This window comes from Dokdonella immobilis (assembly GCF_900115085.1).
In the GTDB taxonomy this organism is placed as follows: Bacteria; Pseudomonadota; Gammaproteobacteria; order Xanthomonadales; family Rhodanobacteraceae; genus Dokdonella; species Dokdonella immobilis.
Genome location: NZ_FOVF01000024.1, coordinates 16,100 through 40,945, shown reverse-complemented (window position 1 = coordinate 40,945; position 24,846 = coordinate 16,100). Strand labels below are relative to the sequence as shown.

Below are 24,846 nucleotides of genomic sequence, written 5' to 3'. Positions count from 1 at the left end.
AGCCTCGATCACGGCCATGCACGGGAATCATTCCACTCCGGCGGCCAGCGGCCTTGATCTTCGTCAACTTCGCGCTTCGCGCACGGGCGGATGCTTGTTGCTCCTGCATGGGAGGAACGCTCCGCATGACCACACGGCACCCGACCCTGCACAACCTGATCCGCGAGCACGCGCGCGTGCTCGATGACGGCGACCGCGATTACGACGCCTTGCTGGAGATGGTCGGCGAGCGCCCGTTCGTGCTGCTCGGCGAGGCCAGCCACGGGACCCATGAGTTCTATGCGATGCGGGCCGCAATCACGCGCCGACTGATCGTCGAACTCGGCTTCGATGCCGTTGCGGTCGAAGCGGACTGGCCCGACGCGTTGCGCCTGGACCGCTACGCCCGCGGCGGCGACGTCGATACGCTGGACGAGGCGTTCGGCGATTTCCAGCGCTTTCCGACCTGGATGTGGCGCAACGGCGACGTTCGGCGCTTCATCGACTGGCTGCGTTCGCACAATGATGCACGGTCCGCGGATGCCCGCGTGGGCTTCTTCGGCCTCGACCTCTACAGCCTCTACCGCTCCGCCGAGGCCGTGGTCGCCTACCTCGAGGGCATCGACCCGGACCAGGCCGCGATCGCCCGTCGCGTCTATGCCTGTCTCGACCACGTGCGAGAGCCCCAGGACTACGCCTATGAGGCGGCGCACGGATTGCGTCCGAGCTGCCGCGAGGGCGCGACCCGCCTGCTGCAGGAACTGCTGCGCAACGGTCCCGCCTATCTGGCGGGAGACGGACGTGCCGCGCGCGACGCGCAATTCTTTGCCGAGCGCAACGCGCATGTCGTGCGCAACGCGGAACGCTACTATCGCGAGACCTTCGGCGGTCGCGTGCACACCTGGAACCTGCGCGACGCCCACATGCTCGACACCTTGCTGGCCCTGCGCACGCACCTGCGCGACGAAGGCCGGAAAGGCCGCATCGTGGTCTGGGCGCACAACTCGCACCTCGGCGATGCGCGCGCCACCGAAATGGGGCGCAACGGCGAATGGAACGTCGGCCAGCTCGTGCGCGAGCGCGTCGGCGAGGACCAGGCCCTGCTGGTCGGATTCACCACCTATACCGGACACGTCACCGCGGCCCGAGACTGGGACGCGCCGGCCGAGCGGCGCTGGGTGCGACCGGCGCATCCCGACAGCATCGAATACACCTTTCATCGCAGCGGCCGCGACCGGTTCTTCCTGCCGCTCCGGGGTGCCGTGGCCGGCGCCCTGTCCGGGCCGCTGCTCGAACGCGCGATCGGCGTCGTCTACCGCCCCGAGACCGAGCGCATGAGCCATTACTTCGATGCTTCGGTCGGCGCGCAATTCGATGCGGTGTTCCATCTCGACGAAACCAGCGTGGTCGAACCGTTCGACGTGACCCGGCACTGGCAGCACCACGAGGTGGCGGAGACCTGGCCGACGGGTCTCTGAGGCCGGCACGGCATCCGGCGGGCTCGACCCGGGCCGCGGCGGCGGCGGCTTGACCAGGGTCAACGCCGCGCGCGCGGATTGCCGCCAGACTGGCCATCCATTTCTGATCGGCGCCAAACGTCCGGTCGCCCAGGAGATCGGTTCATGGATCGCGTCAAGGACAAGGTCTGCATCATCACCGGCGCGGCGCTCGGTATCGGCCACGCGTGCGCGCTGCGACTGGCCCAGGAAGGCGCCCGCATCGCGTTGTTCGACGTGCTCGACCAGGAAGGCGAGGCGCTGGCGGCCTCACTTCGCGCCGCCGGCAGCGACGCCGGCTACTGGCATGTGGATGTCGCCGCCGAAGCGCAGGTCAAGGCAGCGACCGAGGCCGTCGCCGAACGCTTCGGCGGCATCCACGTCCTCGTCAACAATGCCGGTATCGCCGGCCCGAGCAAGCCGACCCATGAACTGAGCGAAGCCGAGTGGGATCGCGTGCAGGCGATCAACGTCAAGGGTGTCTTCTTCTGCACCAAGCATGCGATTGCGCACCTGCGCCGCGCGGGTGGCGGCAGCATCATCAATCTTTCGTCGATCTACGGCCTCGTCGGCGCCGCCGACGTGCCGCCCTACCATGCGGCCAAGGGCGCCGTGCGGCTCATGACCAAGACCGACGCCATGTTCTATGCGGGCGATCGCATCCGCGTCAATTCGGTGCACCCCGGCTTCATCCGCACGCCGATGGTCGAACACCACGTGCGCGACGGTGGCGCCACCGATCTGGAGGCTGCCTATCGCGAGGTCGATGCCCTGCATCCGCTCGGGCACATGGGTGAGCCCGACGACATCGCCTGGGGCGTGGTCTACCTGGCGTCGGACGAGTCGAAGTTCGTCACCGGCAGCGAACTCGTGATCGATGGCGGATACACCGCGCATTGACGCCGCCGAGAACGAACTGGCCCGCTTTCCGCGATGGCCCCGGCAGGCCGGGACCTGATTGCCCGTTCCCGGGCGAGACCGCGCCCACCTTACGCCGGGAGAAATGCGATGCATGCGATGGTATTGCGCGCCACCGGAACACCCCTGGTAGCCGAGGAACGCCCTGACCCGGTCCCCGCTCCAGGCGAGATCCGGGTGCGGGTCGGCGCCTGCGGCGTCTGCCGTACCGATCTGCACCTGGTCGATGGCGAACTTCCGCAGGCGCGATTGCCGGTCGTTCCCGGTCACGAGATCGTCGGCTACGTCGATGCCGTCGGAGCGGGCGTGCATGGACTCGCCATCGGTATGCGGGTCGGCATTCCGTGGCTCGGACACACCTGCGGCGAGTGCGCCTATTGTCGCGACGAACGCGAAAACCTCTGCGATTGGCCACAGTTTACCGGCTGCACGCGCGACGGCGGTTTTGCCAGCCATGCCATTGCCGATGCGCGCTACACGTTTCCGCTCGAGGTCGAGGGCGAGGACGTCGCGCTCGCCCCGCTGCTTTGTGCCGGCATGATTGGCTGGCGCTCGCTGGTGGCGGCCGGCAAGGGCGGGCGCCTCGGCCTGTACGGCTTTGGCGCGGCCGCGCATATCGTGATCCAGGTCGCCCGTTGGCAGGGGCGCCGCGTGTTCGCATTCACGCGACCCGGCGATCACGCCGCGCAGGCGTTTGCGCGCAGCCTCGGCGCGGAGTGGGCGGGCGGATCGGACGAATCATGCCCCGAGCCACTCGATGCAGCGATCCTCTACGCGCCGGTTGGGAGCCTGGTCCCGCCGGCCCTGGGTGCCGTGCGCAAGGGCGGTCGGGTCGTCTGTGCGGGCATCCACATGAGCGACATTCCAACTTTTCCCTATCGCTTGATCTGGGAGGAACGCCAGCTCGTGTCGGTGGCCAACCTGACTCGCCGGGATGCGTTCGACTTCCTGCGTGTTGCGCCGCAGGCGGGCGTCCGCTGCGAGACGATGCGTTTCCCGCTGGGACAGGCCAACGATGCTCTGGACGCATTGCGAAACGGCCGTGTTCAAGGCGCGGCGGTGCTCGTTCCCTGATGCGCCTGCTTGCGGCACGCTGGACAAGCCAGTCGGCAATACGTGGACTTCTGAATTTCTGTTCGCCCGGCTCTGCGGCGTCGCGGCTCCAGGGATGGCCCGATCGACGACAGTTGCGCGGACCCTGCGATGCGCTCATGATCCTCGGGAAAACCGTAGACCCGAGCCAGTCCTCCGTCGTTGGCTAAAGGGGTGAACGTCGATGCCCGCCAATCAATCCGGGTCAAAGCCCGCGCAAGGACGCGTCACGGTCCTCGTGGTGGATGACGACGAGGAAATCCGCGGGTTATTGAGCCGTTACCTGGAAACGCACGGGTTCGATGTCGTCACCGCAGGCACGGCTGCTCAGTCGCGGATCGCGATCGCCGATGCGTCGATCGACGTGGTCCTGCTCGACTTGGGCCTGCCCGACGAGGATGGATTGGTCCACCTCAAGTTCCTGCAATCGGACTGGCGCGGCCCGGTCATCGTCGTCACCGGCCGCGGCGATGCGGTCGAGCGCGTCGTCGGCCTCGAACTCGGCGCGGACGACTACATCACCAAGCCGTTCGACTTTCGCGAACTCGTCGCCCGCATCCGCTCCGTCCTTCGCCGGTTCGGGGCCGGACCCCGCGCGGCTGACGCCCCGGCTGGCGGAACCATCCGCTTCGCCGGATTCGTGCTCGATCCGAAGTCGCGCCGCCTGATCGCACCGAGCGGGCAGGAGTTGCCTGTCACGGCCGGCGAATTCGCCTTGCTGCAGGCGCTGCTCGCCCACCCGGGACAGGTGCTGAGCCGCGACCAGCTGATGAACCACGTCCATGGCCACGATGCCGGGCCCTATGATCGTTCCATCGACGTGCAGATCGGACGGCTGCGGCGCAGGCTCGGCGACGACACGGAACAGCCATCCCTGATCAAGTCGGTGCGCGGGGCGGGCTACATGCTGGCGGCCGAGGTGCGCAAGGCATGAGCGCGGAAGCCCTGTTCCATGGGCTGTTCGATGCCGTTCCCGATGCCTTGATCGTCGTCGATGGGGAGGGCCGGATCACGTTGGCCAACCGACAGACCGGACGAATGTTCGGCTATCCGCCGGAGCGCCTGAGCGGGGCCCTGATCGAGGATCTGCTGCCGACAGGGATTCGCGAACGCCATCGCGCCCACCGCGCCGGCTACATGTCCGCGCCCCGGGTCCGTCCGATGGGCGCGAGCGGGCAGGTCCTCGTCGGCCTGCGCAGGGATGGCACGGAGTTCCCGGTCGAGATCGCGCTGAGCCCGCTCGGCAGCGGTACCGAGATGCGTTATCTCGCTTCGATCCGCGATGTCTCGGAGACCCAGCGCGCCCGGCAGGCGCTGGTTCGCAACGGCTACGATGCGATCGTCGCCAGCATCGGGCAACTGGCGCTGGAGGCGGACGACGTGGCCGATGTGTTCGGATACGTGCCGCGGGTGCTCGCCGACGCCCTGCAGCTCGAAACGGTGGTGATTGCCCTGATACGGCCGGGCGGTCCGGCCGAGATTCGCGCGGCGATCGGCCTGGATCCTGCGCTCGGACCGATCGATGGCGATGCCCTGGCGGCCGCGCTGGCTGCAGGTGTCCCGGTCGTCGTCGACGACCTCGGCGCCGACGATCACCCGTTGGCCTGTTCCCTGCTCCATGCGCGCGAAGGCAGTGGCGCACTGATGCCGCTGCTCGATCGGGACCGCAGCATCGGCGCGATCATCGCCTGTTCACGGCAACTGCGGCGGTTTGACCACGACGCCCTGCACCTGCTTCGCTCGGTCGCCAACCTGCTCGCCGTATTCGTGCAACGCCGGCAGACCGAAGACCAACTGGCCCACGCGCAACGAATCGACGCGCTCGGTCAGCTCACCGGCGGCATCGCCCACGATTTCAACAATCTGCTCACGGTCATTTCCGGCAGCCTGCAGATGCTGGAAATGGAACCGAATGGACAGGGCGCCCGCGAGTTCATCAGCACCGCACTGCGCTCGACGTCGCGCGGCGCGGAGCTGACCTCCAAGCTGCTCGTGTTCGCGCGCAGGAAGCAACTGCTACCGCAGGCGACCGACCTGCCTGCCCTGCTCGATGACGTGGGTGTGATGCTCAGGCGCACGCTCGGCGAATCGATCCATCTGGAAATCGAAGTCGAAGACGATCTTCCCGCGGCATTCGTGGACTCGAGCCAGCTCGAGACCGCCCTCGTCAATCTCGTCCTCAACGCCCGAGATGCGATGCCGGGCGGCGGTACGGTCACGGTCCGTGCGAAAACCATCCTTGTCGACGCCAGCCATGGCCATCATGAACTCCAGGTCGGCCACTACCTTCTCATCAGCGTCATCGACACCGGCCACGGGATGTCTCCCGAGGTCCTGTCGCGGGCGATGGAACCGTTTTTCACGACCAAGGCCTCGGGCCGCGGCAGCGGGCTCGGCCTGAGCATGGTCTACGGATTCGCCAAGCAGAGCGGCGGGAACCTGCGGATCGAGAGTTCGGTCGGTCAAGGCACCCGGGTTGCGTTGTTCCTGCCGGCGACACGCAGCGCCGTGCAACGCGCGCTGCCGGACCTGCAGCCGCGGTTGGGCGGCGGCGAGACGATCCTGGTGGTCGAGGACGATGCCGCGGTGCGCAGTATCTGCGTCGCCTTCCTGGGCGCGTCGAACTACCGGGTCCTGACCGCAGCCAGCGCCGAGGATGCGCAGCAGGTGTTGCTCGAGGCGCCGGAAATCGCGCTGGTATTCACCGACGTGATGCTCGGACCCGGTCAGAACGGCAAGCAACTCGCCGCGCAAATCCGTCGAATGAAGCCGGGCATGCCGATCCTGCTGACGTCGGGCTATGAACAGGACGACACGACGGAAGCGGCGGAGTTCGAGTTGTTGCGCAAGCCGTATCGGCGCGAACAGTTGCTTTCGGCGATCAGGCGGCTGCTTGGAGAGCCGTGACGCTTCGCCCCGTCGAAGTGAACGGTAGCCCGCCAGCGGCGCGGCGCCTCGGCATGCGCACCTGCCCGGCCCGGTCCTCGCTCTCCAGGCTCGCGCGCATCCGGGCCGCGTCGAGCAGGTCGATGGAACGCCCTCTGACCGAGATCATTCCGCGTGTCTGCAGCCTCGAGAGGGCGCGCGTGACGGTCTCGAGCTTGATCGCCAGGAAACTGCCGATATCGGCGCGGGTCATGCGCAGCAGGAAGCGGCGCTCGCTGAATCCCATCGACGCCATGCGTGCCGCCAGGTCGAGCAGGAACGCGGTGACCCGCTGTTCGGCGTTCAGCGTTCCGAGGGTCAGCATCCAGTTCCAGTCGCGGCGAACCTCGCTGGCGAGGGTCGAGGTGATCCAGCGCACGAATTCGAACCGCTCCTCGGTCAGCTCCGAACACGGCAGTTCCCACACTTCGGCGTCTTCGAGGGCGACCACGTCGCAGGCGTAGCTCGGAATGTCCAGCGCATCGAGCCCGAGGAGTTCGCCCGCATAACGGAATCCGGCGACCTTTTCGCGGCCATCGGCAGTGACCATCGAGATCTTGAAGGTGCCGGCATGCACGAGGAACAACGAGCGCCTCGGCTGTCCGGCATGGAACAGGTGTTCCCGGCATTTCACCTTCCTGCGCACGAAGGACGTGCGCCCTACGAGTCCTTCCATTCCGTCTATTCCACACCGCGCCGTGAAGGTCGGATGGACCGCGAATTGACGCTGGACGTCGCTCGATACGTTCAACATCGGAGGAAGATCCTTGCCGGGATGAGGGTTTTCATCCTGCAGCCGATGCATATCGCCCCGACGACGGCCGGGTAACGATCGGTAACATTTCGTAACGCGGCAGTCGGTGCGAGGCGCGGATCGATGGATTGCACCGCGGCAGGGCCGTCCTGCCACCATGAGTCTGCCCGGGCCGTATGCAGCGCCTTATTGACGCCAGTCAATACGACGACACCGCAACGTGAGCAATGATCCGCCTGCCGGAAGACCCAGTGCATGAATGCCGCTCAATGAACCGATACGCGCTCGATCACCCGAAACCGTCGACCCAGGAATCGCGCTGGACCGAAGTGCTGGGCGATCACAATCCGATCGAGATTCGCAGCCTCGATCGGGCCGATGCGGCAACGTCGGGCGAGCCGCACGGAACGGCCGCTTTCCCCTCCGGCGACATCGTGTCGGTGAGCGTGTTCGGGCAGGTTGCCGGGCTGCCAGCCGAATATCCGGACGATGCGACCGCGCCGATCGAACGCAGGACGTTCGTGGCCGTCGCGCATGACATCTCGGGAGAGCGCACCATCGGCATCGCCGAGTTGCGATCGTTCGATCGCGGCCTGCGCTGCCGCTGCGATGTCGTCGCCGAACGGGAATGGCTCGGCAAGGGACTCGGCACCGTGCTGATGCGCCATCTCGTCTGGATTTCCTCATTGCTGGGCATGCAGGACCTGCGGGCCTCGTGCGCGCCCGAGGAGCACGCGGTGACCGATCTGCTGCATTCGCTGGAGTTCCGCGCATGGCACGACGAGGCGAACCCGGCGCAAATCCTGCACCAGCTGCATCTGACCCGTCAGTGTTGAAGCGGGCGGGTGCGCGCGGCGGATCCATCGGCGCGGCCGAGCCTTGCGCCTCAATGCGAAAACAGCACCGGAATCGGCGCGGACATCAGCAATTCGCGCGTCACGCCGCCCAGCGCCCATTCGCGCAACCTGGAATGGCCGTAGCCGCCCGCCACGATCATCTGGGCGAGGGTTTCACGCGCATGTTCCAGCAGTATCGAGCCCACCGGGCGCGAACCCGAATCGCGCCGCACGACGTTCACCTTGACGCCTTCCCTGGCCAGGTGCGCAGCGACGTCCGAACCCGGTTCCTCGCCGTGCGAGAGCTCGCCACCGGCGGCATCGACGACGAGGACGTCGACGTGGTCGGCGAGCTTGAGCAGCGGCAGGGCATCGTGGATCGCTCGGGCGGATTCGCGCGACGGTCGCCAGGCAACGACGACGCGGTGCGCCGGCAATTGCGCCCGCGAACCGGGCGGCACCATCAGCACCGGCCTGCCGGAACCGAGCAGCAAGGCGGAGAAGTAGGCCCTGGCCAGTTCGCCGTCGACGCCGGCATCCGGCCCGGCGACGAGGCACAGGTCGGCGTAGTGGGCATGGTGGGCGGCGACCCTTTCCGGCGCTGCGAACGCAGCTTCGACCAGTCTGACCTCGTTCGCCACCGCACCCCCGTCCAGGCGCGCCTTGAGGCGATCGACATTGATCTCGGCTTGCGCGCGCAGGCGCTTGTAGGTGTCGACAAGAGCCAGGTCCGGCGAGAGATCCCACGGATTTCCGACCAGCTTCGGCAGGCTCACCATCTCGAGCACGGTGAGGCGGGCGCCGAAGGCGTCCGCGAGAGCGATGCCCGCCGCGAGTGCGTCAGCGTCGCCGGCCGTCGAGGTCATCGGTAGCAACAGATCGTTGGGCATGGAGGACTTCCGCATTGAACGGTGACCAGTAGGCGGCTTTTCGCGGACTGCGCAGTTGATCCCGATCAAGTCTTTCGATCACCGATCCTGGGCATGGACCTCGCTGGATCGAGAGGCCGCCTGCCGAGGGAGGCGGAATTGGGTCTGCCCGGGCCCCCGACCCGGGGGCGTTGGACCCGATCCACCGGCTCGCGATCATCGAAGACGGGTTCGCACGACATGGAGACCGCGCCATGGCCAGGGACACGCCCGGGGTTGACGTGCATCAAGGCCCAGCCTGCAAGCGGCGCGATACTGGCTAGCATGCCCGCCTGCCATCCCTCGGGGAGAAGCGCCATGAGCAAACCACAACAGGATGCCGATCGCGACATCGATGCGATGCGCTGGACCGAGCGTCTCGGCGACGGGCATCGCGTGCATATCCGCCCGATCGGGCCGGACGATCTCGTGCGGGAGCGCGCGTTTCTCGCCCGCTTGTCGCCCGAGGCCCAGGGCTACCGGTTTCTCGGCCTGATCAAGGATGTCGATTCCGATGTGGTGCGCGAGCTGACCCGCGTCGACCCCGACACCGAAGTGGCCCTGATCGCCCTTGCCGGTCAGGCCGACGGTCCCGAGATCGGCGTGGCGCGCTATCGTGCCAGCGATGACGGCACCCATTGCGACTGCGCGGTCGCCGTCGATCCGGACTGGAAACGTCGTGGCATCGGGCGATTGCTGATGCGGCACCTGATCGACATTGCGCGCACGCGCGGCATCCGGCGCATGTATGCGAGCGATGCCGCGCGCTGCGCCGACACGCATCGGCTCGCCGAGCATCTTGGATTCCGCAGCCGGCCGGACCCGGAAGATCCCAACGTGCTGACCTTCGAGCTGATCATCGAGTGAAGTCGTCGCGCGCCGTTCGCGGGCGACGGCCCGGCGCGGGATTCGCGTGCAGCCATTCGAGCAGGAGCGCCGAGAACTGCGGCAGCGAACCGGTCAGTCGCCGCGTGGCGCGTCCCGATCGAAGCTCTTGCTCGCTCAGTGCCGGCGCAGCACGAGACCGAGCAGGAGACCGACGCCGGCGCCGATGCCGATCGAGGTCCACGGATTGACGTGCACGAACTCGTCGCCACGCCTGCCGATCTCCCTCGTCTCGTCGGCGACGTCGCGTGCGCGCTCGCGGATTCGCTCCTTTGCCGCGCCAACCCTGGCTTCGAGTGCGTCGCGCACCTTGCGATATTCGGCGTTGGTTTCGCTCGTGGTCGCCGCCAGCAGGTCCTCCGCCGCTTCCATGACATCCTCGAAGCTCTCGCGGAGCCGGCGACGCTCCGGTGTCGATCGGTTGGATCCGTACATGTGAGTCTCCTTCGTTCATCGGCCGCGGAACGCGAGCCAGTGTCGAGGGCACGATGCGCGCTCCACCCGGGCCGGACATTGACCAGGGTCAAACATGCATCCGCACCGGCCAGGACAGCTCGTGCATGCGTTCGTGCAGCGAGGCGCATGGCTTGATCGTGGTCAAGGAGGCCGTCGGCGATTCCCGGCACAGTGGCATTCGTCCGCCGGAGACTTCCCGATGTACACCGAACCCCTCGGTGCCAAGACAAGTGCAAGCACGCAGCCGCGCAAGGTCGCGCCAGCCGAATTCGCGACGCTCATTGGGATGGGCGCCGAAAGCCGGAACGGGCCGCGATGGCTGACGCCATCGAATGCCCGCTTCCGAGCTGACCGAGGCACCGCTCCGAAACATTTTCGGCCACGCGGACCGAACCCATGAGTCCCAATGATCCGCGCCGCGACGAGGTGCCCCTGCCCCCGACGAAAGGCGAGGCATCGCGTCAGCTCGAATCCCTGCTCGGCATCGGCGCAGCGCGCGCGAAGCGTCCGCTTCGACGCTGGCTGTTCATCCTCGCGCTGCTCCTGGTCATCGTGCTGGGCGCCCTGCTGGTGCGACGCGGCAACGATGCGGCGGCGCCCGTCTATCTGACCGAAGCCGTCCGACGCGGCGACCTGACCGTCCTCGTCTCGGCAACCGGCAACGTGCAGCCCACCCACGCCATCGAAGTCGGCAGCGAACTCTCGGGGACGATCGAAGCGGTGCTGGTCGACGAAAACGATCGCGTGACCCGCGGGCAGGTGCTCGCGCAACTCGACGTTTCGCGCCTGCGCGACCAGATCGCAAGGGCCAAGGGCGCGTTGGCGGCCGCGCAAGCCTCGGCGGCACAGGCTGCCGCGACAGCGACCGAGAAGCGCCTCTATTTCGATCGCCTCGAAGCGATGGCGAAGATCAGCCACGGCTCGATTCCCGCCAGGACGGACATCGACGCCGCCCGCGCCGCGCTCGATCGCGCCGTCGCCGACGTGGCCGGAGCGAAGGCGGCGATTTCACAGGCCCGCGCGGCACTCGGCACCGAGGAAACCAACCTCTCCAAGGCTTCGATCAGGGCTCCGATCGACGGCGTCGTGTTGACGCGAGCCATCGAGCCGGGCCAGACGGTCGCCGCTTCGTTGCAGGCGCCGGTGCTGTTCACCCTGGCCGAGAACCTCTCGCAGATGGAACTCCAGGTCGATGTCGACGAAGCCGATGTCGGCCAGGTGCACGAAGGGCAAGCGGCGATGTTCACGGTCGATGCGTATCCGGGCCGCAGGTATCCTGCGACCATCCAGCGCGTCGGCCTCGGTTCCCGCATCAAGGATGGCGTGGTTTCCTACCTGACCGTGCTGAGCGTCGACAACGACGATCTCAGCCTTCGACCGGGCATGACCGCGACCGCCGAGATCGTCACGGCCGAGCGCCGCGGCGTCCTCCTCGTGCCGAGCGGCGCGCTTCGCTTCGCGCCGCCATCCTCCGAGCTTGCACCGACGACGGGCAGAAGCTTCATCAGTCGCTTGCTGCCACGCCCACCACACCCGACGAGCAAGCCCGCGACGAAGCGGACGATGGGTCCGCAGCGCGAAGTCTGGATCCTGCGCGACGGCGTGCCGAGCCCGGTCGCGGTGACGATCGGGGCAACCGATGGGCGCTCCACCGAGGTGGCCGATTCGGCGCTCGCCGAAGGCGCCCTCGTCATCACGGGTCTTTCCGGAAGCTCGTCGTGAATGACGCGGCGAGGCCGGCCAGCACGCCGCCGCTGATCCGCCTGGTCGGCGTGACCAAGACCTACGGCACCGGCGATGCCGCGCTGCAGGCGCTTCGCGGCATCGATCTCGCGGTCGAAAGTGGCGAGTTCGTCGCGATCATGGGCCCGAGCGGGTCGGGCAAGTCGACCGCCATGAACATCATCGGCTGCCTCGACGTCGCATCGGGCGGCTCGTACCTCTTTCGCGGCGTCGCGGTCGAACGGCTGTCGCGAAACCAGCGCGCGCTGTTGCGCCGCAACTATCTTGGCTTCGTGTTCCAGGGCTACAACCTGCTGGCAAGAACATCGGCGCTCGAGAACGTCGAGTTACCCTTGTTGTATCGAGGAGAGCCGGCGAGCGCACGACGCACGGCCGCACTGGCCGCGCTCGATGCGGTCGGCATCGCCGACCGCGCATCGCATACGCCCTCGCAGCTTTCGGGCGGACAGCAGCAACGGGCCGCGATCGCCAGGGCGATCGTGACCCATCCCGCGATGCTGCTCGCCGACGAGCCGACTGGCAACCTCGACACGCAGCGAAGCCGCGAGATCATGGACGTCATCGCCGCATTGAATCGGGATCGGGGCATCACGGTATTGATGGTCACGCACGAGCCGGACATGGCCGCCTATGCCGATCGCGTCATCCGCTTCGTCGATGGCCGGATCGAGAGCGACACGCGACGCGAACGGACCGTGCCATGATGGGCTGGAACGCCCTGATGCTCTCCCTGAAGGAGATCCGCAGGAACCTGCTGCGCTCGTTCCTCACCGTCCTCGGCATCGTCATCGGGGTCGGTGCGGTGGTGACGATGGTGACGCTCGGAAACGGCGCCACCCAGGCCGTGTCGGACCAGATCGCCAGCCTCGGCAGCAACATGCTGATCGTGCGTCCCGGCCAACGCCTGATGGGCGGGCGCGACGCCGCGGGATCTCCATCTTTCAGGGTGGCTGACGCGGAGGCGATCCGCGAGCAGATCGGCGGGCTCGAGGCCGTCGCCCCTTCCGTCTCGACCAACGTCACCATCGTTCACCTCTCCAACAACTGGTCGACCGTCGTCACCGGGTCGGGCAACGCGTATCTCGCGGCACGCAGTTGGCAGCCGATCAGCGGCCGATCGTTCAGCGAAACCGAGGAACGCTCCGGCAGTGCCGTCTGCGTGATCGGCGAAACGGTGCGCCGCGAACTGTTCGGCAGCGAGAACCCGATCGGGGGCAGCATCCGCGTGAAGCAGTTCGCGTGCGAGGTCATCGGGCTTCTGGCCGCGAAGGGACAGGCCGCGATGGGCATGGACCAGGACGACCTCGTCGTGATGCCGTTGCGGACCGTGCAGCGCCGGCTGATCGGCAGCCAGGATGTCGCTGCGATCTTCGTTTCGGTGGCGGCCTCGTCATCCGTCGAGCGGGCGAAGATGCAGATCGAAGAGCTCATGCGTGAGCGGCGCCACATCGCGGCGAACGAGAACGACGACTTCAACGTTCTCGACACGCGCCAGATCGCCGAGACGCTGTCGAGCACGACGCGGGTGATGACCTACCTGCTCGGCGCGGTGGCCGCCGTCAGTCTTCTCGTCGGCGGCATCGGCATCATGAACATCATGCTGGTGTCGGTCACCGAACGCACGCGCGAGATCGGCATCCGCCTCGCCATCGGTGCGCTCGAGCGCGAAGTGCTGGCCCAGTTCCTGATCGAAGCGGTCGTATTGTCCTCGCTCGGCGGCCTGATCGGCATCGCCCTCGCCGCGGTGGGTGCGGCGGCCGGCGCCCACGCCATGCAGGTTCCGTTCCTTTTCAACCCGCCGATCAACGTGCTCGCCTTCGCGTTCTCCGCGGCCATCGGCGTGATCTTCGGCTACTTCCCGGCCCGACGTGCCGCGCGCCTGGACCCGATCGAGGCGCTACGGCACGAGTGACCCGGCGAATGCCCCGCGTCGGATCAGAATTCGTCCAGGGAGGGTCTGATCAAGTAGCAAGTCGTCACGTCGCCCAACTGATTGATTGGATGCTGAAGAGGTGGCGTCCAGAAGGCTCCCCACATGCACCGCGCGCCTCGTCAGGGCAACCAGCCTTGACGTCGCCACGCGGCGCATGTGGAAAACTTTCTGAACGCCATGACGACTTTGCTACTTGATCAGGCCCTCCCTAGCAATTCGATCGACATCCCGCGATCCAGCGCGAGCTGCTCGGCGATCAGGCGCACCTGCCGGGCTGCGCGGGCGTTCGGCACATCGACCTCGATGTCATGCACGCCAGGCCCGATATCGTCCGGGAGCCCGGCCGAGCTCGAATCCTCATCGTCCATGTGCGGCATCAGGTCGGCGACTTCCTCGACATGCTCGACCGCATCGACCGCGTGCAGCGCGGTGATCAGTTCGGCCGCATCGTCGATGCTGCCGGTAAGGCGGAATCGCAACAGGGTCATGTCATCTCCTCGCTTGTTTCACAGGGTGCCTGCATGGGGGTTGCACGGCATTGACGCGGATCAATGCATGGCATGGCGCGCTGCGTAGTCTGGCAACCACCGCGAACCCACCGAATGGAGAACGACATGCCGGCACACCCGACCACCTGGATTCTCGTAGCCGATCGCGCCCAGGCGCGGATTCTCGACGTGGGCCCGGACGGCGGGCTGCGCGAAGTGGCATGTTTCGCGGACCCCGAGGGCCGCGCCGCCGGACGGGATCTCGAATCCGATCGACCGCCCCGGGTCCACGAGAGCGTCGGCGGCACACGCCACGCGATCGAACCGCATACTTCGCTGCACGACAAGACCGCGACGCGCTTCGCGCGCCTTCTCCGCGACGCGCTCGTTCGCGGACATGACAAGCACAGCTTCGATCGGCTCGTGCTCGTGGCGCCGCCGCGCTTCCTCGGCTTCTTGCGCGACGCGCTCGACAAGGCGCTGCTTGATTGCGTCATCGGCGAAGTCGGACACGACCTGACCGGGCTGGCCACCCATGACCTCCGTGGACACTTGCCGGACGAGGCCTTCGCGTGAGCGCGGCGCGCGAAGCGAACGCGCGTAGCGACATCGTCCCGGCCCACCCCTCATGCGACTCCCTTCGCAGGGACGCGGCCGCCTGGGTAGCGGCTTGCGCAGCGGCGCGTGGGCGACAGGCGCAGTGACACGCGCGGAGATCGCGCCGATTCCGGCCACGACGGCAGGCGTTCCTCCATTATCCCGGACCGCATGCCGGCGCCACACCAAGGTCGCCGGCCCGCGCTGAAAGTTCTCGGCGGGCCGGCGGAACGGTGCTTCAGCTGATCGATACCTTGCGCGAGCTGCCGTTCTTCTTTTTCGGCAATGTCAGGGTCAGCACGCCGTTGTCGTAGCGCGCGTCGGCCTTGGCGCTGTCGATGTCGCTCGGCAACGTGAATGCCCGATACACCTTTCCGTAATAGCGCTCGGTGCAGATTTCCTTGTCCTCGTCCTTCTTGCTCGTCTCGCGCTTGACTTCGGCGCTGATCGAAACCTGGTTGCCTTCGACCGAGACATCGATGTCCTTCTTGTCGACGCCGGGAATGTCCGCCTTCACCGAGAACGATCCCTCATCCTCGGTCACGTCGATGCGCATGTCGGCGGCGATATCGAGATCGCGCCACATCGGGCGATTGCCGAGACCGCGGAAGAAGTCGTCGAAAGTTGTCATGGGTTCGAGGCGCGCCGCCCTGAACGGGTTCCAGCGTGTGAGTTGGGTCATGGTCGTATCCTCCGGTTCGAAATGGGATGCCGCTTGCGCGGTCGCGTTTCCGCTCCGGCCCCGGGGCGGGCGTCCCGGGTGATCCTACGCAGTGATACCGCGTCGGCATTGATGTACGTCAATTCCTTGCCTTGTTCCCCGCCGCGATGTCGCGCAGTGGGCCCGGCTCGCCCGTGCGGGCATCGAAAGGTCGGGCGGTGCACGCCGGTGCGGTTCGGACAGCGCCAGCGATGGACCATCTCCGGCTTCCTTGACCTGCATCAAACGCGCGCCTTCCGCCTTCGGGGACGATGTTCGGCATCCTTGCAGGAGACCGCCGTGCATCTGTCGATCGATCCTTGCCTCGCCCCTGCCGGGGCGTCCCACAGCAGGCCGGAGCTGCGCGCATGAGCGTCGAGACCCGGATCGCCTTCCACGGCGTCGATGCGTCCGACGCGCTTCGCGCCAACGTACTCGAACACGTCGCGCGCCTCGAGCGCTTCGCAGCCGACATCCTGGCCTGCAATGTCGTCATCGAAGCGAACGAGCGCAGCCATCACCAGGGCAATCGCTTCAACGTGCGCATCCACCTGGTGATGCATGGCTGCCAGATCGATGCCGGCCACGGGCCCGCGGCGGACGGACGGCGCGAAGATGTCTACGTCGCGGTTGCGGACGCGTTCGATGTCTTGCGCCGCCAGGTCGAGGACCACGTGCGCCGGCGTCGCGGTGACGTCAAGAAGCATGCGCTGCGCCCGGACCGGACCTGAACGGGCTGCTTCATCGCTGCCGCCCAAAATGGAGAAATACGATGTCCAGAATCCTCATTGCCTACTACAGCCGCACAGGCTTTACCCGGCGTATCGCCAACGACCTCGCCGGTCGACTGATGGCGGACGTGCTACCGATCGAGGATGTGCGTCCGCGCCGAGGCCTTGCCGGTTACTTCAGGTCTGCCCGCGAGGCGCTGCGCGGAACCCTTGCCGAAATCGTGCCACCGACCGCCCATCCCGAGCGCTATCACCTGGTGGTGCTCGGAACGCCGGTCTGGGCCGGACACGTCTCGAGTCCAATGCGACGCTTCCTGCACGACCATGCGGGTTCCCTGCATCGCGTGGCATTCTTCTGCACCCAGGGTGGTCGCGGCGCCGAACAGGTCTTCCGCGAGTTGTCGGCATTGAGTGGGCGCGATCCAGAAGCGACCTGTGCGCTGAATGACGGCGCGATCTCGAGAAACGAGTTCGCACCGGTGCTCGACGAGTTCGTCGCACGGATCACGGGCGGCTCCGCCGGATTGATGGCCGCCGCGGGTGGTATCCATGCAGGAGTGTGAAGTCTGCGGCAATGCCTACCACGACGCATTCGTGGTCGTGGTGCGCGGTCGCCGCCACGTCTTCGATTCGTTCGAGTGCGCGATCCACGCCCTGGCGCCGCACTGCGCGAGCTGCGGCTGTCGCGTGATCGGCCACGGCGTGCAGCACGAGAAGCGCATCTACTGCTCCGCCCATTGCGCGCGCCGCGCCGGTGTCGATGGCGCGGTGGATCGCGTGTGATCGCGCAGGCGACAGCGCTGGTCGCGCCGGGCGCCGGCTCGCCATGAAGCGGCAATGGCCGTTCACGTTCTGGTACATGGTCGTCGCGATGGCGCTGGTGGTCGCGTTGCAGGAGTACCTCGGCGCACGGGCGTCGATCGAAACGATTCCGTACAGCCAGTTCGAGCAGGCGCTCGCTGCGGGGGACGTCGCCGAGGTCACCGTGTCGGACGCGGCCATCGAAGGCACCTACCGGATTCCCGGTGCCGACGGCAAGCAGCGCCGCTTCAGGACCGTGCGCGTGCCAGCCGAGCTCTCGAAGGCGCTGGCGGACGCGAAGGTCGTCTACCGCGGCGAACCGGGCCCGGGACTGCTCGAGCGCGCGCTTGGCTGGATCCTGCCGATGGTGCTCCTGGTCGTGCTCTGGTTGTTCCTGTCGCAGCGAATCCTGGGCGACCGGGGCGCGGGCGTGATGAGGATAGGCAAGAGCAACGCCAAGGTGTTCATGGAGAAGTCGATACCGACGACATTCGCCGATGTCGCCGGCGTCGACGAGGCCAAGGACGAGCTGGCGGAGATCATCGCCTTCCTCAAGGACCCGAAGGGCTACGGCCGGCTCGGCGCGCACGTGCCGAAGGGCATCCTGCTGGTCGGGCCGCCCGGGACCGGCAAGACGCTGCTCGCGCGCGCGGTCGCGGGCGAGGCCGGCGTGCCTTTCCTCTCGATCAACGGCTCGGAGTTCGTCGAGCTGTTCGTCGGCGTCGGCGCGGCGCGCGTCCGCGATCTGTTCGAGCAGGCACGAAGGCATGCGCCCTGCATCATCTTCATCGACGAACTCGATGCGCTCGGTCGGGCGCGCGGCATTTCGCCGGTCAGTGGTGGGCAGGACGAGAAGGAGCAGACGTTGAACCAGCTGCTCTCCGAGCTCGACGGCTTCGACACGAAAAGCGGCGTGGTGCTGTTGGCCGCCACGAACCGGCCCGAGATCCTCGATCCGGCCCTGTTGCGGTCCGGCCGCTTCGACCGGCAGATCCTGGTCGACCGCCCGGACAAGACCGGGCGCATTGCGATACTGGCCGTGCACGTGCGCAAGGTGAAGCTGTCCGACGAAATCTCACTCGAGGAGATCGCCGCGATGACAACCGGCTTCACCGGCGCGGATCTCGCCAACCTGGTCAACGAGGCCGCCCTGCTGGCGACGCGCCGCAACGCCTCCGCGATCGAGCAGCGCGATCTGAACGAGGCGATCGAACGCATCGTCGCCGGGCTCGAAAAGAGAACCCGCGTACTCAGCCCGAGCGAGCGGCGCGCGGTCGCCTACCATGAAATCGGCCATGCGCTCGTCGCGCTGGCGACGCCGGGTGCGGACAAGGTACAGAAGGTTTCGATCATTCCGCGCGGCATCTCCGCACTCGGCTACACGATCCAGCGGCCGACCGAGGACCGGTTCCTGATGTCGCGCGGCGATCTGGTCGACAGGATGACCGTGCTCCTCGGCGGACGCGCGGCCGAATCGTTGGTGTTCGAAGACATTTCCACCGGCGCGGCCGACGATCTCGCCAAAGCCACCGAGATCGCGCGCAGCATGGTCGTGCGCTACGGCATGGTGCCCGAGCTCGGCCAGGTCAGCTATGAGTCCGATTCCGCACCCCTGCTCGGCCCCACGGTCGACGCCTGGCATCCACGCCGCTACAGCGAGTCGACCGCCACCACGGTCGACAAGGCCGTGCGCGAGCTGATCGACGACGCATTCCTGCGCGCGCGTGGCGTGCTCGTCGGCCGGCGCGATGCACTCGACCGCGCGGCGGCGGCCCTGCTCCAGCGCGAGACACTGTCCGGCGAAGAGCTCGCCGCCCTGGTCGCCGGCGTTCCGATTGCTGGACCCGTCCGGGCCCCGCTTGAACGCGCGCCGGCCTGAGGCCCCGCGAGTCACCCGGGTTCCCTTCGGATGCTCAGCCCGTCGTGTCGACGGCCTGTCCGTTCAGGCCTGGGCGGGCTCCGAGCGGAAGATCAGCGGAACCCCGGCGAGGCGCCGGTACAAGTGCACGTTTCGACGGTAGGGCGGCCACTCGACCAGACACGTGGCGAGCGCCTCCCAGAGCGAGATCCAGGCGACCAGGGTCAGACCTTCGCCGAGCACGTTGCCGACGATCGAAGGTTCGGGCCCGAGCGCGCGGTTGACCCATACGGAGGCGAACAGAATGGCGAGGCCAGTGGCGAAGAAGATCGCCGACCGCCGCAGCATGACGGCGATCTGCAAGCGCTCCTTCTCGGCCAGATAGCGGAAATAGGCGTCGAGGCTGTGTCGGATCCGGGTCAGCTTGGCTTCCTCGGCCGGCGCGGCCCAGGTGAAGCGGATGGCGATCGGCACGCCGGCCAGCTCCCTCGCCGAAGCGATCAGATAGTCGACCAGGCCCTCGTCGAGGTCCCGGCGTGCGTACGGCGAACAGCGATCGAAATCATCGTAGAGGTCCTCGACGCGATCGGCGGCGATATCGATGATCCGGTTGCCGGCTTCGTCACGTTCATAGCGATTGAGGATGTTGGGCTTCACGGCGCGCGCCCTGTCCATCCGCCGCAGCCGACGGTTGCTGCGGCGAGTTCGACCGGGCAAGTCGCGGTGGCCGAGCCGGTACGTCGTCGGAGCGGGCTGCCGGCCCGGTCGCGGCGAGCGCAGCGCTGTGTCGCGGATCCGGCGCACGGCTGATTCGTCCGCAAGAGTCCGTTGCCGCGCCACGCCGATGGGTTACCCGCACCAGCGCGCGACATCCTGCCCTCGTACTTCACTGTGCTCATCGAGACTCGTGGAAGAAGATCGATGCCGAAAGCATGATCCTTGCGGATGGCGCCAGCTTGATCGGAATCAATGAGCAGCGCGTGGCGCCGCCGGCGGAACGGCTTCGGGCGACGCGCCTGCCAGCATCAGGTTTGATGCAGGTCAATGCCGGGACCCTCGATGAGTGGCGTCATGGGTACCCCCCTACCCTGGAGATCCTGCAATGAACGACAAAGAACTTCGTCAGCTCGTTCTGGACGAACTGGAATACGAACCGAGCCTCGATGCGGCCGACATCGGGGTCACGGCGGAAAACGGCGTGGTCACGCTGAGTGGCTACGTCACCGACTACTCGCAGAAGGTCGCGGCCGAACGCGCCGCATGGCGGGTCAGAGGGGTGAGAGCGATCGCGCAGAAGATCGAGGTTCGTCTGGCGGGCGACAAACGGCAGCACGATGACGAGATAGCCCAGCGGATACTCAGCATCTTCGCCTGGAATACCCTCATTCCCGAGAACAAGATCCGCGCCAAGGTATCGGATGGCTGGGTGACGTTGTCCGGTCACGTCGATTGGCACTACCAGCGCGGCGCTGCGGAGTCCGAGGTGCGCAAGCTGTCGGGCGTGAAGGGCGTGACGAACGAGATCCAGTTGACTGTTGCCGCGCAGCAAGGCGACGTCAAGCGCCGCATCGAAGATGCCTTGCGGCGCTACGCCGAGATCGAGGCCAGCGACATCCGCGTCGACATCAAGGATGGCAGTACGGTCCACCTCGAAGGCCGCGTCGACAACTGGGGCGAGCGCAGCGCGGTCGAGCGCGCCGTATGGTCGGCTCCGGGCGTTCGCAACCTCGTGGACAACCTGGTCATCCGATGATCGGTTCGCCGATCGGACACTTCGACTTTCCCGGACGCTTGCTCGTCACGTGATGAGGTTCGTTCGGGAAGGCCGGGGTGTCCAGGCGAGCGCGCGCAGCCGCCGCATGAGCATGGCCGCAGCGCCCGAAACCGCGCAGCCGGCAGGCATTCGGCTCGGCGCATTTGTCGCCGAACAACTGGAGCGGGCGCAGGCCTGCCTCGCCCGGCGCGGACTCTCCAGACATTCCGGTGTCCATGAGGCACGCAAGCACATGCGGCTTGCCCGCGCCGGCCTCGCTTTCGGTGCCGATGCGCTGGGCCCTGCAGCGCGGACCTTGGACACCCGGCTCCACTGCGTCATCCGCGGCCTCTCCGCATTGCGGGATTCGCACGCGCTCGTCGAGGCCATTGAACGACTCGAAGCCACGGCGGAGCCGGCGCAACGGCGACTGCTCGCAGCGGCGAAGTCGAAAGCCCGGGACAGGCGCCAGCGGGTTCTCGAGTCGGCACTCGCGAAGGACCCCGGCCTCGGCAAGCGACGTCGGCGCCTGCTGGATCTGAAGGTGCGGCTCGCGGACCTCGAGTGGAACGCTGTTACCGAAGCCCGACTCGTACGCGGGCTGGACAAGGTCCGTCGCCGCGCGCGACGTGCGCGCAGGCATCTGCAGGACAACCGGGTGGACGACGAGGCCTGGCACGTTTACCGGAGACGCATCCGGCGCCTCATGCAGCAGACCTCGATTTCCGATCGAATCGGGCTGGGAGCGCCCCGCGTCAGGAAGCGCATCGAGCGCAGCGCACACGCGCTGGGATTGGCCCAGGACGACCGGATCGTCCTGCGCCGATGTCGATCCCCTTCGCCATTCACCGCGCAGCAGCGTTCGCTGCTGCGCACGCTCTCACGCCGGCGCATCGCTTCGGCGCGGAATCACCACGCATGACCCGTTCCCCTTGCTGGAGCGCCCGCTCAGGCCAGGTCTGGACAAATGGCGCAGCCGTCACGATACCTGCCTGTGTTCAGATCGCGACACGTCGACGCAAGCAGACTCGCCGTGCGAGCCGCGAGCGCTTCGACAGGAAGCCCTGCGCCGCATTCGTGTTCTCCACTGCGCCCCATGGCCCAGGCCGGCAACCACGATAGCGTGTGATCGATAGGCCCTGAATGGAGCGTGGCTGCGTGGTTCCGGCCGTGGAAACACCGCCTGCGGATCCTCTCCGCTTCCACAATCGTTCATGAGACACCGACAACCATGTCGGGTGCGCGGAACCCCGCGAGCCATCCGGATCGCGCCAGAAGAATTTGGAGCACGCCATGGATACCGACATTACCCCGTTCAACTGGGTGCGCTTGTTCATTGGGCTCGCACCCCCCTTGTATCTGCTCGAAATCGCGCTCCGCGTGATCCTGTTGTTTGCCGCACTGTTGATCGTCGTGCGCATTCTCGGCAAGCGCGGGCAGCAGAACCTGAGTCCGATGCAGCAGATGCTCTTGGTCGCGCTCGGTTCGGCGGCGGGCGACGTGATGCTCTACCCGCAGGTTCCCATCGCCTATGCAGTCGCGGTGCTGATGGGTGTGACGCTGCTGACTGTGGTTCTGGAGAAGGTCGCCAACCGATTCAGGGCGGTACGCAACTACATCGAATCCGAGCCGCGCATCCTGGTCAGGGACGGCCAGGTCGACCATCAGGCGCTACGACTGGAGAGAACCACGCAACGAGAACTCTACGCAAACCTGCGCGAGCAAGGGGCGGTTGCGTTGTGCCAGGTGGAACTGGCGATTCTGGAGGTGACCGGCGCCATCAGCGTCGTCTTGAACGAGCGCAAACCGGAAAAGCGGGATCTGATCGATTACCTGCTCGAAGTCAAGCCGCAGGATGGTCATCGTCCTTCCAAATCGGCACCGGCCTGAGAGTACGGATGCTTTTCGAGCATGGCGAGATTGGAACGCCGAACGGGCAACGCCTGCTCGCGCGTTGAGCCCGGCCCCGGGAAGGCGGCCGCGCGGACCGCCTTCCCGGCCAGAACAGGCCATGAAGCCTGGAGCGGGGACGTATCAGTCGTCGGATTCGCCGATCACCGAGCCATCGTCCGGATCGACGAGAAGATCAACCTTCACGCCCTTGCCGTTCTCGGCTTCCGCGGTCCAGAGCCCGTCTTCGAATTCGACATCTTCGACGCCCTGATAGCCAGCCGCGGTGATCTTGGCCTCGATCTCCTGCTTGTTCAGCGGCGAGGGCGCGCCCTCCTGAAAGACCTTGCCGGTCAAGGGATGCACGTAGACGTCGACCCAATCCTTCTCGCCGCCGCGCGCATCCGCATGCCAGATGCCGCCCCTGAAGGCGAGACCACGCACTTCCTTGAAACCGGCATTGGCAATCTGGGTTTCGACCTGCGCCTGGGTGAGTGCGGTCTCGGGAACCGAGGTCGTATTGCTGGGCGGCGTGGTCGGCATCGTGTCGGCAACCGCCGCACCCGACAGCAGCGTGCCAAGAGCGAGTGTCACAAGTGACTTGCGCATGGGGAGCCTCCTTTCGTACTGACAAAGTGAAGGCCACACACTGGTTCTTGTGGACCCAATCGGCGCTGAACTGTGCCAAGCAGCGACAGCTGCGATTAAGGCCCATCCATTCAGAAAACTTTCGCCCTGCCAGCGAGCCAAGTTCCATGGATCACGGCATCGGCCTCAGCCCGGATACCCCTGAAAGCCCGCCGCTGGATGCCTCCCGACACTACGCAGGATTGCCCCGCGGCAGCCCGACAACCGAACCAGGCGAGTTACCTCATAGGAGCGGCTTCAGTCGCAATGCTCTCCATCGGTACGCTCAATGCACGCGGCCCGACGAACGGCCCGGTTTCCGGGTGCTCACTGCAATCCCACAGGATTCAGAGCGGAAACCTTCCCACCGCGAGACGAGTGCAAGACCCGAATCCTTCAATGGACGGGGGTTTCGATTCGCCCTCCGTAGGCATGGACCACACCCCGGCAGCCTTGCGCTTCGACGGCGCTGCCAATCGATCGAACCTGCCGAATCGCCAACCTACAGCGCAGGTCAATTGCGCACGTCCGCCGAAGCCTCGACCTCACGCTCGAGCAGACTGTTGATCTCATAGACGAAGCGCGGCAGAGATTCCTCGGAATAGCCGACGTGGATATAGGCGACCCGGCCCTGCTTGTCGACCAGGACCATGTGCGGCAGGCCGCTGACGCCGTAGGCCTCGGCAATGCCCTCCTTGTTCGCGTCGACGGTCAGGGTCAGCTGGAAGTCCTTCATGCGGCGGCGCATGGTCCGGTACTTGTCGCGGTCCCTGTCGGTGTTGATCGCGATCACCGCGATCTGCTCGCTGCCGACCTTGCGCTGCAGGTTCTCGAAAATCGGCAGCTCTTTCAGGCAGTAGCCGCACCAGCTCGCCCAGAACGTCAGCACGACGACCTTGCCACGGTAGTCGCTGACGTGCACCGGACGTTTGGCGTTGTCCATGCCGAGGGAATCCGGCGCAGGCGATCCCACCAGGGACTCCGCATGCAGTCGATTCGCGAACAAGATCAGCAATAGTGCAATAAGAATTGACGCAAAACGCATTCCTCATTCCTCCATGTTCCAGCCGTCGCGGGCAGCCTCGCCTCGGGTTCTCATTGAGCCGATCACTCGTCCTTTTGAGGCGCGCATGTCCTGAACTACTCGAGCCTTTCCGACACTACTGGCTGGATGCAATTGTCCTCAGGACGACAGCAAACGAGCCCAGCGCCCCCCAAGCCATGACCATACCGACGCTGAGCAAGACTGTCCGATACATTTCCCTCTCCTTCTGCATCTCTGGCGATCCAGCTCGATAGGGCCTCATGAAACCGAATAGTTCCCCTGGGATCAACACTCCGCATACAAGCAGCACCATTTGGACGCTAAATCCAAATATGAGTCCCGCAAACCTCAAGAAAAATAGCTCATCGGCTGGGGTCTTGGAGGAAAGGATGCTCGCGAAAAAGTCACCCGAGACGCTCGAGGTGAGCGCA

General features: G+C 66.4%; 26 protein-coding genes. 18 read left to right on the top strand and 8 right to left on the bottom strand.

The window, feature by feature from the left end:
- Positions 1–125: 125 nt before the first annotated feature.
- The 5 genes from BM125_RS14565 (at position 126) to BM125_RS14545 (ending at position 6,392) form a co-directional block, all read left to right on the top strand.
- On the top strand, positions 126–1,457 hold the full coding sequence (locus BM125_RS14565; RefSeq protein ID WP_092409264.1) for an erythromycin esterase family protein: 1,332 nt from the start codon (positions 126–128) through the stop codon (positions 1,455–1,457).
- 144 nt (positions 1,458–1,601) lie between these two features.
- Entirely contained in the window at positions 1,602–2,375 is a 774-nt protein-coding gene (locus BM125_RS14560; RefSeq protein WP_092409262.1) for an SDR family NAD(P)-dependent oxidoreductase, read from the top strand.
- A 108-nt stretch (positions 2,376–2,483) separates the two neighbouring features.
- The gene (locus BM125_RS14555; protein ID WP_092409260.1) at positions 2,484–3,467 is read left to right on the top strand and encodes a zinc-dependent alcohol dehydrogenase family protein; all 984 of its coding nucleotides are present in this window, start codon (positions 2,484–2,486) and stop codon (positions 3,465–3,467) included.
- Between the two features lie 202 nt (positions 3,468–3,669).
- A complete protein-coding gene (locus BM125_RS14550; protein ID WP_092409258.1) occupies positions 3,670–4,419 on the top strand; it encodes a winged helix-turn-helix domain-containing protein in 750 nt (249 codons plus the stop codon).
- Positions 4,416–6,392, top strand: a complete 1,977-nt coding sequence (locus BM125_RS14545) for an ATP-binding protein (protein WP_092409256.1) — start codon at positions 4,416–4,418, stop codon at positions 6,390–6,392. The genes BM125_RS14550 and BM125_RS14545 overlap by 4 nt, the downstream gene beginning before the upstream one ends.
- Here the strand turns inward: BM125_RS14545 and BM125_RS14540 are convergent.
- Entirely contained in the window at positions 6,367–7,086 is a 720-nt protein-coding gene (locus tag BM125_RS14540) for a helix-turn-helix domain-containing protein (RefSeq protein WP_092409254.1), read from the bottom strand. The genes BM125_RS14545 and BM125_RS14540 overlap by 26 nt on opposite strands.
- Positions 7,087–7,433: 347 nt before the next feature.
- On the opposite strand from BM125_RS14540, the gene BM125_RS14535 reads away from it, so the two are divergent.
- Positions 7,434–8,000 carry a GNAT family N-acetyltransferase gene (locus BM125_RS14535; RefSeq protein ID WP_092409252.1) on the top strand — a complete coding sequence of 189 codons (567 nt, stop codon included), beginning with the start codon at positions 7,434–7,436 and terminating at the stop codon, positions 7,998–8,000.
- A 50-nt stretch (positions 8,001–8,050) separates the two neighbouring features.
- On the opposite strand, the gene BM125_RS14530 is transcribed toward BM125_RS14535, so the two are convergent.
- Positions 8,051–8,890 (bottom strand): universal stress protein, encoded by an 840-nt coding sequence (locus tag BM125_RS14530; protein WP_175498107.1) that lies wholly within the window; start codon positions 8,888–8,890, stop codon positions 8,051–8,053.
- 336 nt (positions 8,891–9,226) lie between these two features.
- On the opposite strand from BM125_RS14530, the gene BM125_RS14525 reads away from it, so the two are divergent.
- Positions 9,227–9,775, top strand: coding sequence for a GNAT family N-acetyltransferase (locus BM125_RS14525; RefSeq protein WP_245778937.1), 549 nt, complete (start codon positions 9,227–9,229; stop codon positions 9,773–9,775).
- A gap of 135 nt (positions 9,776–9,910) precedes the next feature.
- Here the strand turns inward: BM125_RS14525 and BM125_RS14520 are convergent, their stop codons facing one another.
- Entirely contained in the window at positions 9,911–10,228 is a 318-nt protein-coding gene (locus BM125_RS14520; protein ID WP_092409248.1) for an ElaB/YgaM/YqjD family protein, read from the bottom strand.
- 417 nt (positions 10,229–10,645) lie between these two features.
- On the opposite strand from BM125_RS14520, the gene BM125_RS14510 reads away from it, so the two are divergent.
- The 3 genes from BM125_RS14510 to BM125_RS14500 are packed head-to-tail and all read left to right on the top strand — an operon-like array spanning position 10,646 to position 13,904.
- Positions 10,646–11,971, top strand: coding sequence for an efflux RND transporter periplasmic adaptor subunit (locus BM125_RS14510; protein ID WP_092409244.1), 1,326 nt, complete (start codon positions 10,646–10,648; stop codon positions 11,969–11,971).
- Positions 11,968–12,696, top strand: a complete 729-nt coding sequence (locus BM125_RS14505; protein ID WP_092409242.1) for an ABC transporter ATP-binding protein — start codon at positions 11,968–11,970, stop codon at positions 12,694–12,696. The genes BM125_RS14510 and BM125_RS14505 overlap by 4 nt, the downstream gene beginning before the upstream one ends.
- A 17-nt stretch (positions 12,697–12,713) precedes the next feature.
- Positions 12,714–13,904: an ABC transporter permease gene (locus BM125_RS14500; RefSeq protein ID WP_245778936.1), complete on the top strand. Its 1,191-nt coding sequence runs from the start codon at positions 12,714–12,716 to the stop codon at positions 13,902–13,904.
- A 218-nt stretch (positions 13,905–14,122) separates the two neighbouring features.
- Here BM125_RS14500 and BM125_RS14495 read toward each other — a convergent pair whose 3' ends face one another.
- Positions 14,123–14,413, bottom strand: coding sequence for a hypothetical protein (locus BM125_RS14495; RefSeq protein WP_092409238.1), 291 nt, complete (start codon positions 14,411–14,413; stop codon positions 14,123–14,125).
- A gap of 126 nt (positions 14,414–14,539) precedes the next feature.
- On the opposite strand from BM125_RS14495, the gene BM125_RS14490 reads away from it, so the two are divergent.
- Positions 14,540–14,989: a host attachment protein gene (locus BM125_RS14490; protein ID WP_175498106.1), complete on the top strand. Its 450-nt coding sequence runs from the start codon at positions 14,540–14,542 to the stop codon at positions 14,987–14,989.
- Between the two features lie 259 nt (positions 14,990–15,248).
- On the opposite strand, the gene BM125_RS14485 is transcribed toward BM125_RS14490, so the two are convergent.
- A complete protein-coding gene (locus BM125_RS14485; protein ID WP_092409234.1) occupies positions 15,249–15,692 on the bottom strand; it encodes an Hsp20/alpha crystallin family protein in 444 nt (147 codons plus the stop codon).
- 386 nt (positions 15,693–16,078) lie between these two features.
- On the opposite strand from BM125_RS14485, the gene BM125_RS14480 reads away from it, so the two are divergent.
- From BM125_RS14480 to ftsH, 4 genes are read left to right on the top strand one after another with little or no spacing between them, the layout of a single operon-like run.
- The gene (locus BM125_RS14480; RefSeq protein WP_175498105.1) at positions 16,079–16,441 is read left to right on the top strand and encodes an HPF/RaiA family ribosome-associated protein; all 363 of its coding nucleotides are present in this window, start codon (positions 16,079–16,081) and stop codon (positions 16,439–16,441) included.
- A gap of 41 nt (positions 16,442–16,482) precedes the next feature.
- Positions 16,483–17,004, top strand: a complete 522-nt coding sequence (locus tag BM125_RS14475; RefSeq protein WP_092409230.1) for a flavodoxin family protein — start codon at positions 16,483–16,485, stop codon at positions 17,002–17,004.
- A complete protein-coding gene (locus BM125_RS14470; protein ID WP_092409228.1) occupies positions 16,991–17,224 on the top strand; it encodes a hypothetical protein in 234 nt (77 codons plus the stop codon). Before BM125_RS14475 ends, BM125_RS14470 begins: the two co-directional genes overlap by 14 nt.
- Before the next feature lie 43 nt (positions 17,225–17,267).
- Complete coding sequence (ftsH, locus tag BM125_RS14465) at positions 17,268–19,121, top strand: ATP-dependent zinc metalloprotease FtsH (RefSeq protein ID WP_092409317.1); 1,854 nt, start codon at positions 17,268–17,270, stop codon at positions 19,119–19,121.
- A gap of 63 nt (positions 19,122–19,184) precedes the next feature.
- Here the strand turns inward: ftsH and BM125_RS14460 are convergent, their stop codons facing one another.
- Positions 19,185–19,757: a hypothetical protein gene (locus tag BM125_RS14460; protein WP_139225023.1), complete on the bottom strand. Its 573-nt coding sequence runs from the start codon at positions 19,755–19,757 to the stop codon at positions 19,185–19,187.
- A 445-nt stretch (positions 19,758–20,202) separates the two neighbouring features.
- Here BM125_RS14460 and BM125_RS14455 point away from each other — a divergent pair, with 445 nt between their 5' ends.
- The 3 genes from BM125_RS14455 to BM125_RS14440 all read left to right on the top strand — a co-directional run bounded on the left by BM125_RS14455 (position 20,203) and on the right by BM125_RS14440 (position 22,743).
- The gene (locus BM125_RS14455) at positions 20,203–20,853 is read left to right on the top strand and encodes a BON domain-containing protein (RefSeq protein WP_092409224.1); all 651 of its coding nucleotides are present in this window, start codon (positions 20,203–20,205) and stop codon (positions 20,851–20,853) included.
- Positions 20,854–20,959: 106 nt separating this feature from the next.
- Positions 20,960–21,775 (top strand): CHAD domain-containing protein, encoded by an 816-nt coding sequence (locus tag BM125_RS14445; protein ID WP_139225022.1) that lies wholly within the window; start codon positions 20,960–20,962, stop codon positions 21,773–21,775.
- Positions 21,776–22,146: 371 nt separating this feature from the next.
- Complete coding sequence (locus BM125_RS14440) at positions 22,147–22,743, top strand: DUF421 domain-containing protein (RefSeq protein ID WP_092409218.1); 597 nt, start codon at positions 22,147–22,149, stop codon at positions 22,741–22,743.
- A gap of 144 nt (positions 22,744–22,887) precedes the next feature.
- Here BM125_RS14440 and BM125_RS14435 read toward each other — a convergent pair whose 3' ends face one another.
- Together BM125_RS14435 and BM125_RS14430 are read right to left on the bottom strand one after the other, a co-directional pair.
- Positions 22,888–23,352 carry a PepSY domain-containing protein gene (locus BM125_RS14435; RefSeq protein ID WP_092409216.1) on the bottom strand — a complete coding sequence of 155 codons (465 nt, stop codon included), beginning with the start codon at positions 23,350–23,352 and terminating at the stop codon, positions 22,888–22,890.
- Between the two features lie 532 nt (positions 23,353–23,884).
- Positions 23,885–24,415, bottom strand: coding sequence for a TlpA family protein disulfide reductase (locus BM125_RS14430; protein ID WP_092409215.1), 531 nt, complete (start codon positions 24,413–24,415; stop codon positions 23,885–23,887).
- Between the last annotated feature and the right edge of the window lie 431 nt (positions 24,416–24,846).

Excerpts from the sequence above, each read along its gene's own strand:
- BM125_RS14565 (WP_092409264.1), top strand. The coding sequence starts at position 126 with ATGACCACACGGCACCCGACCCTGCACAACCTGATCCGCGAGCACGCG.
- BM125_RS14560 (WP_092409262.1), top strand. The coding sequence starts at position 1,602 with ATGGATCGCGTCAAGGACAAGGTCTGCATCATCACCGGCGCGGCGCTC.
- BM125_RS14555 (WP_092409260.1), top strand. The coding sequence starts at position 2,484 with ATGCATGCGATGGTATTGCGCGCCACCGGAACACCCCTGGTAGCCGAG.
- BM125_RS14550 (WP_092409258.1), top strand. The coding sequence starts at position 3,670 with ATGCCCGCCAATCAATCCGGGTCAAAGCCCGCGCAAGGACGCGTCACG.
- BM125_RS14545 (WP_092409256.1), top strand. The coding sequence starts at position 4,416 with ATGAGCGCGGAAGCCCTGTTCCATGGGCTGTTCGATGCCGTTCCCGAT.
- BM125_RS14540 (WP_092409254.1), bottom strand. The coding sequence starts at position 7,086 with ATGGAAGGACTCGTAGGGCGCACGTCCTTCGTGCGCAGGAAGGTGAAA.
- BM125_RS14535 (WP_092409252.1), top strand. The coding sequence starts at position 7,434 with ATGAACCGATACGCGCTCGATCACCCGAAACCGTCGACCCAGGAATCG.
- BM125_RS14530 (WP_175498107.1), bottom strand. The coding sequence starts at position 8,890 with ATGCCCAACGATCTGTTGCTACCGATGACCTCGACGGCCGGCGACGCT.
- BM125_RS14525 (WP_245778937.1), top strand. The coding sequence starts at position 9,227 with ATGAGCAAACCACAACAGGATGCCGATCGCGACATCGATGCGATGCGC.
- BM125_RS14520 (WP_092409248.1), bottom strand. The coding sequence starts at position 10,228 with ATGTACGGATCCAACCGATCGACACCGGAGCGTCGCCGGCTCCGCGAG.
- BM125_RS14510 (WP_092409244.1), top strand. The coding sequence starts at position 10,646 with ATGAGTCCCAATGATCCGCGCCGCGACGAGGTGCCCCTGCCCCCGACG.
- BM125_RS14500 (WP_245778936.1), top strand. The coding sequence starts at position 12,714 with ATGCTCTCCCTGAAGGAGATCCGCAGGAACCTGCTGCGCTCGTTCCTC.
- BM125_RS14495 (WP_092409238.1), bottom strand. The coding sequence starts at position 14,413 with ATGACCCTGTTGCGATTCCGCCTTACCGGCAGCATCGACGATGCGGCC.
- BM125_RS14490 (WP_175498106.1), top strand. The coding sequence starts at position 14,540 with ATGCCGGCACACCCGACCACCTGGATTCTCGTAGCCGATCGCGCCCAG.
- BM125_RS14485 (WP_092409234.1), bottom strand. The coding sequence starts at position 15,692 with ATGACCCAACTCACACGCTGGAACCCGTTCAGGGCGGCGCGCCTCGAA.
- BM125_RS14480 (WP_175498105.1), top strand. The coding sequence starts at position 16,079 with ATGAGCGTCGAGACCCGGATCGCCTTCCACGGCGTCGATGCGTCCGAC.
- BM125_RS14475 (WP_092409230.1), top strand. The coding sequence starts at position 16,483 with ATGTCCAGAATCCTCATTGCCTACTACAGCCGCACAGGCTTTACCCGG.
- BM125_RS14470 (WP_092409228.1), top strand. The coding sequence starts at position 16,991 with ATGCAGGAGTGTGAAGTCTGCGGCAATGCCTACCACGACGCATTCGTG.
- ftsH (WP_092409317.1), top strand. The coding sequence starts at position 17,268 with ATGAAGCGGCAATGGCCGTTCACGTTCTGGTACATGGTCGTCGCGATG.
- BM125_RS14455 (WP_092409224.1), top strand. The coding sequence starts at position 20,203 with ATGAACGACAAAGAACTTCGTCAGCTCGTTCTGGACGAACTGGAATAC.
- BM125_RS14445 (WP_139225022.1), top strand. The coding sequence starts at position 20,960 with ATGAGCATGGCCGCAGCGCCCGAAACCGCGCAGCCGGCAGGCATTCGG.
- BM125_RS14440 (WP_092409218.1), top strand. The coding sequence starts at position 22,147 with ATGGATACCGACATTACCCCGTTCAACTGGGTGCGCTTGTTCATTGGG.
- BM125_RS14435 (WP_092409216.1), bottom strand. The coding sequence starts at position 23,352 with ATGCGCAAGTCACTTGTGACACTCGCTCTTGGCACGCTGCTGTCGGGT.
- BM125_RS14430 (WP_092409215.1), bottom strand. The coding sequence starts at position 24,415 with ATGCGTTTTGCGTCAATTCTTATTGCACTATTGCTGATCTTGTTCGCG.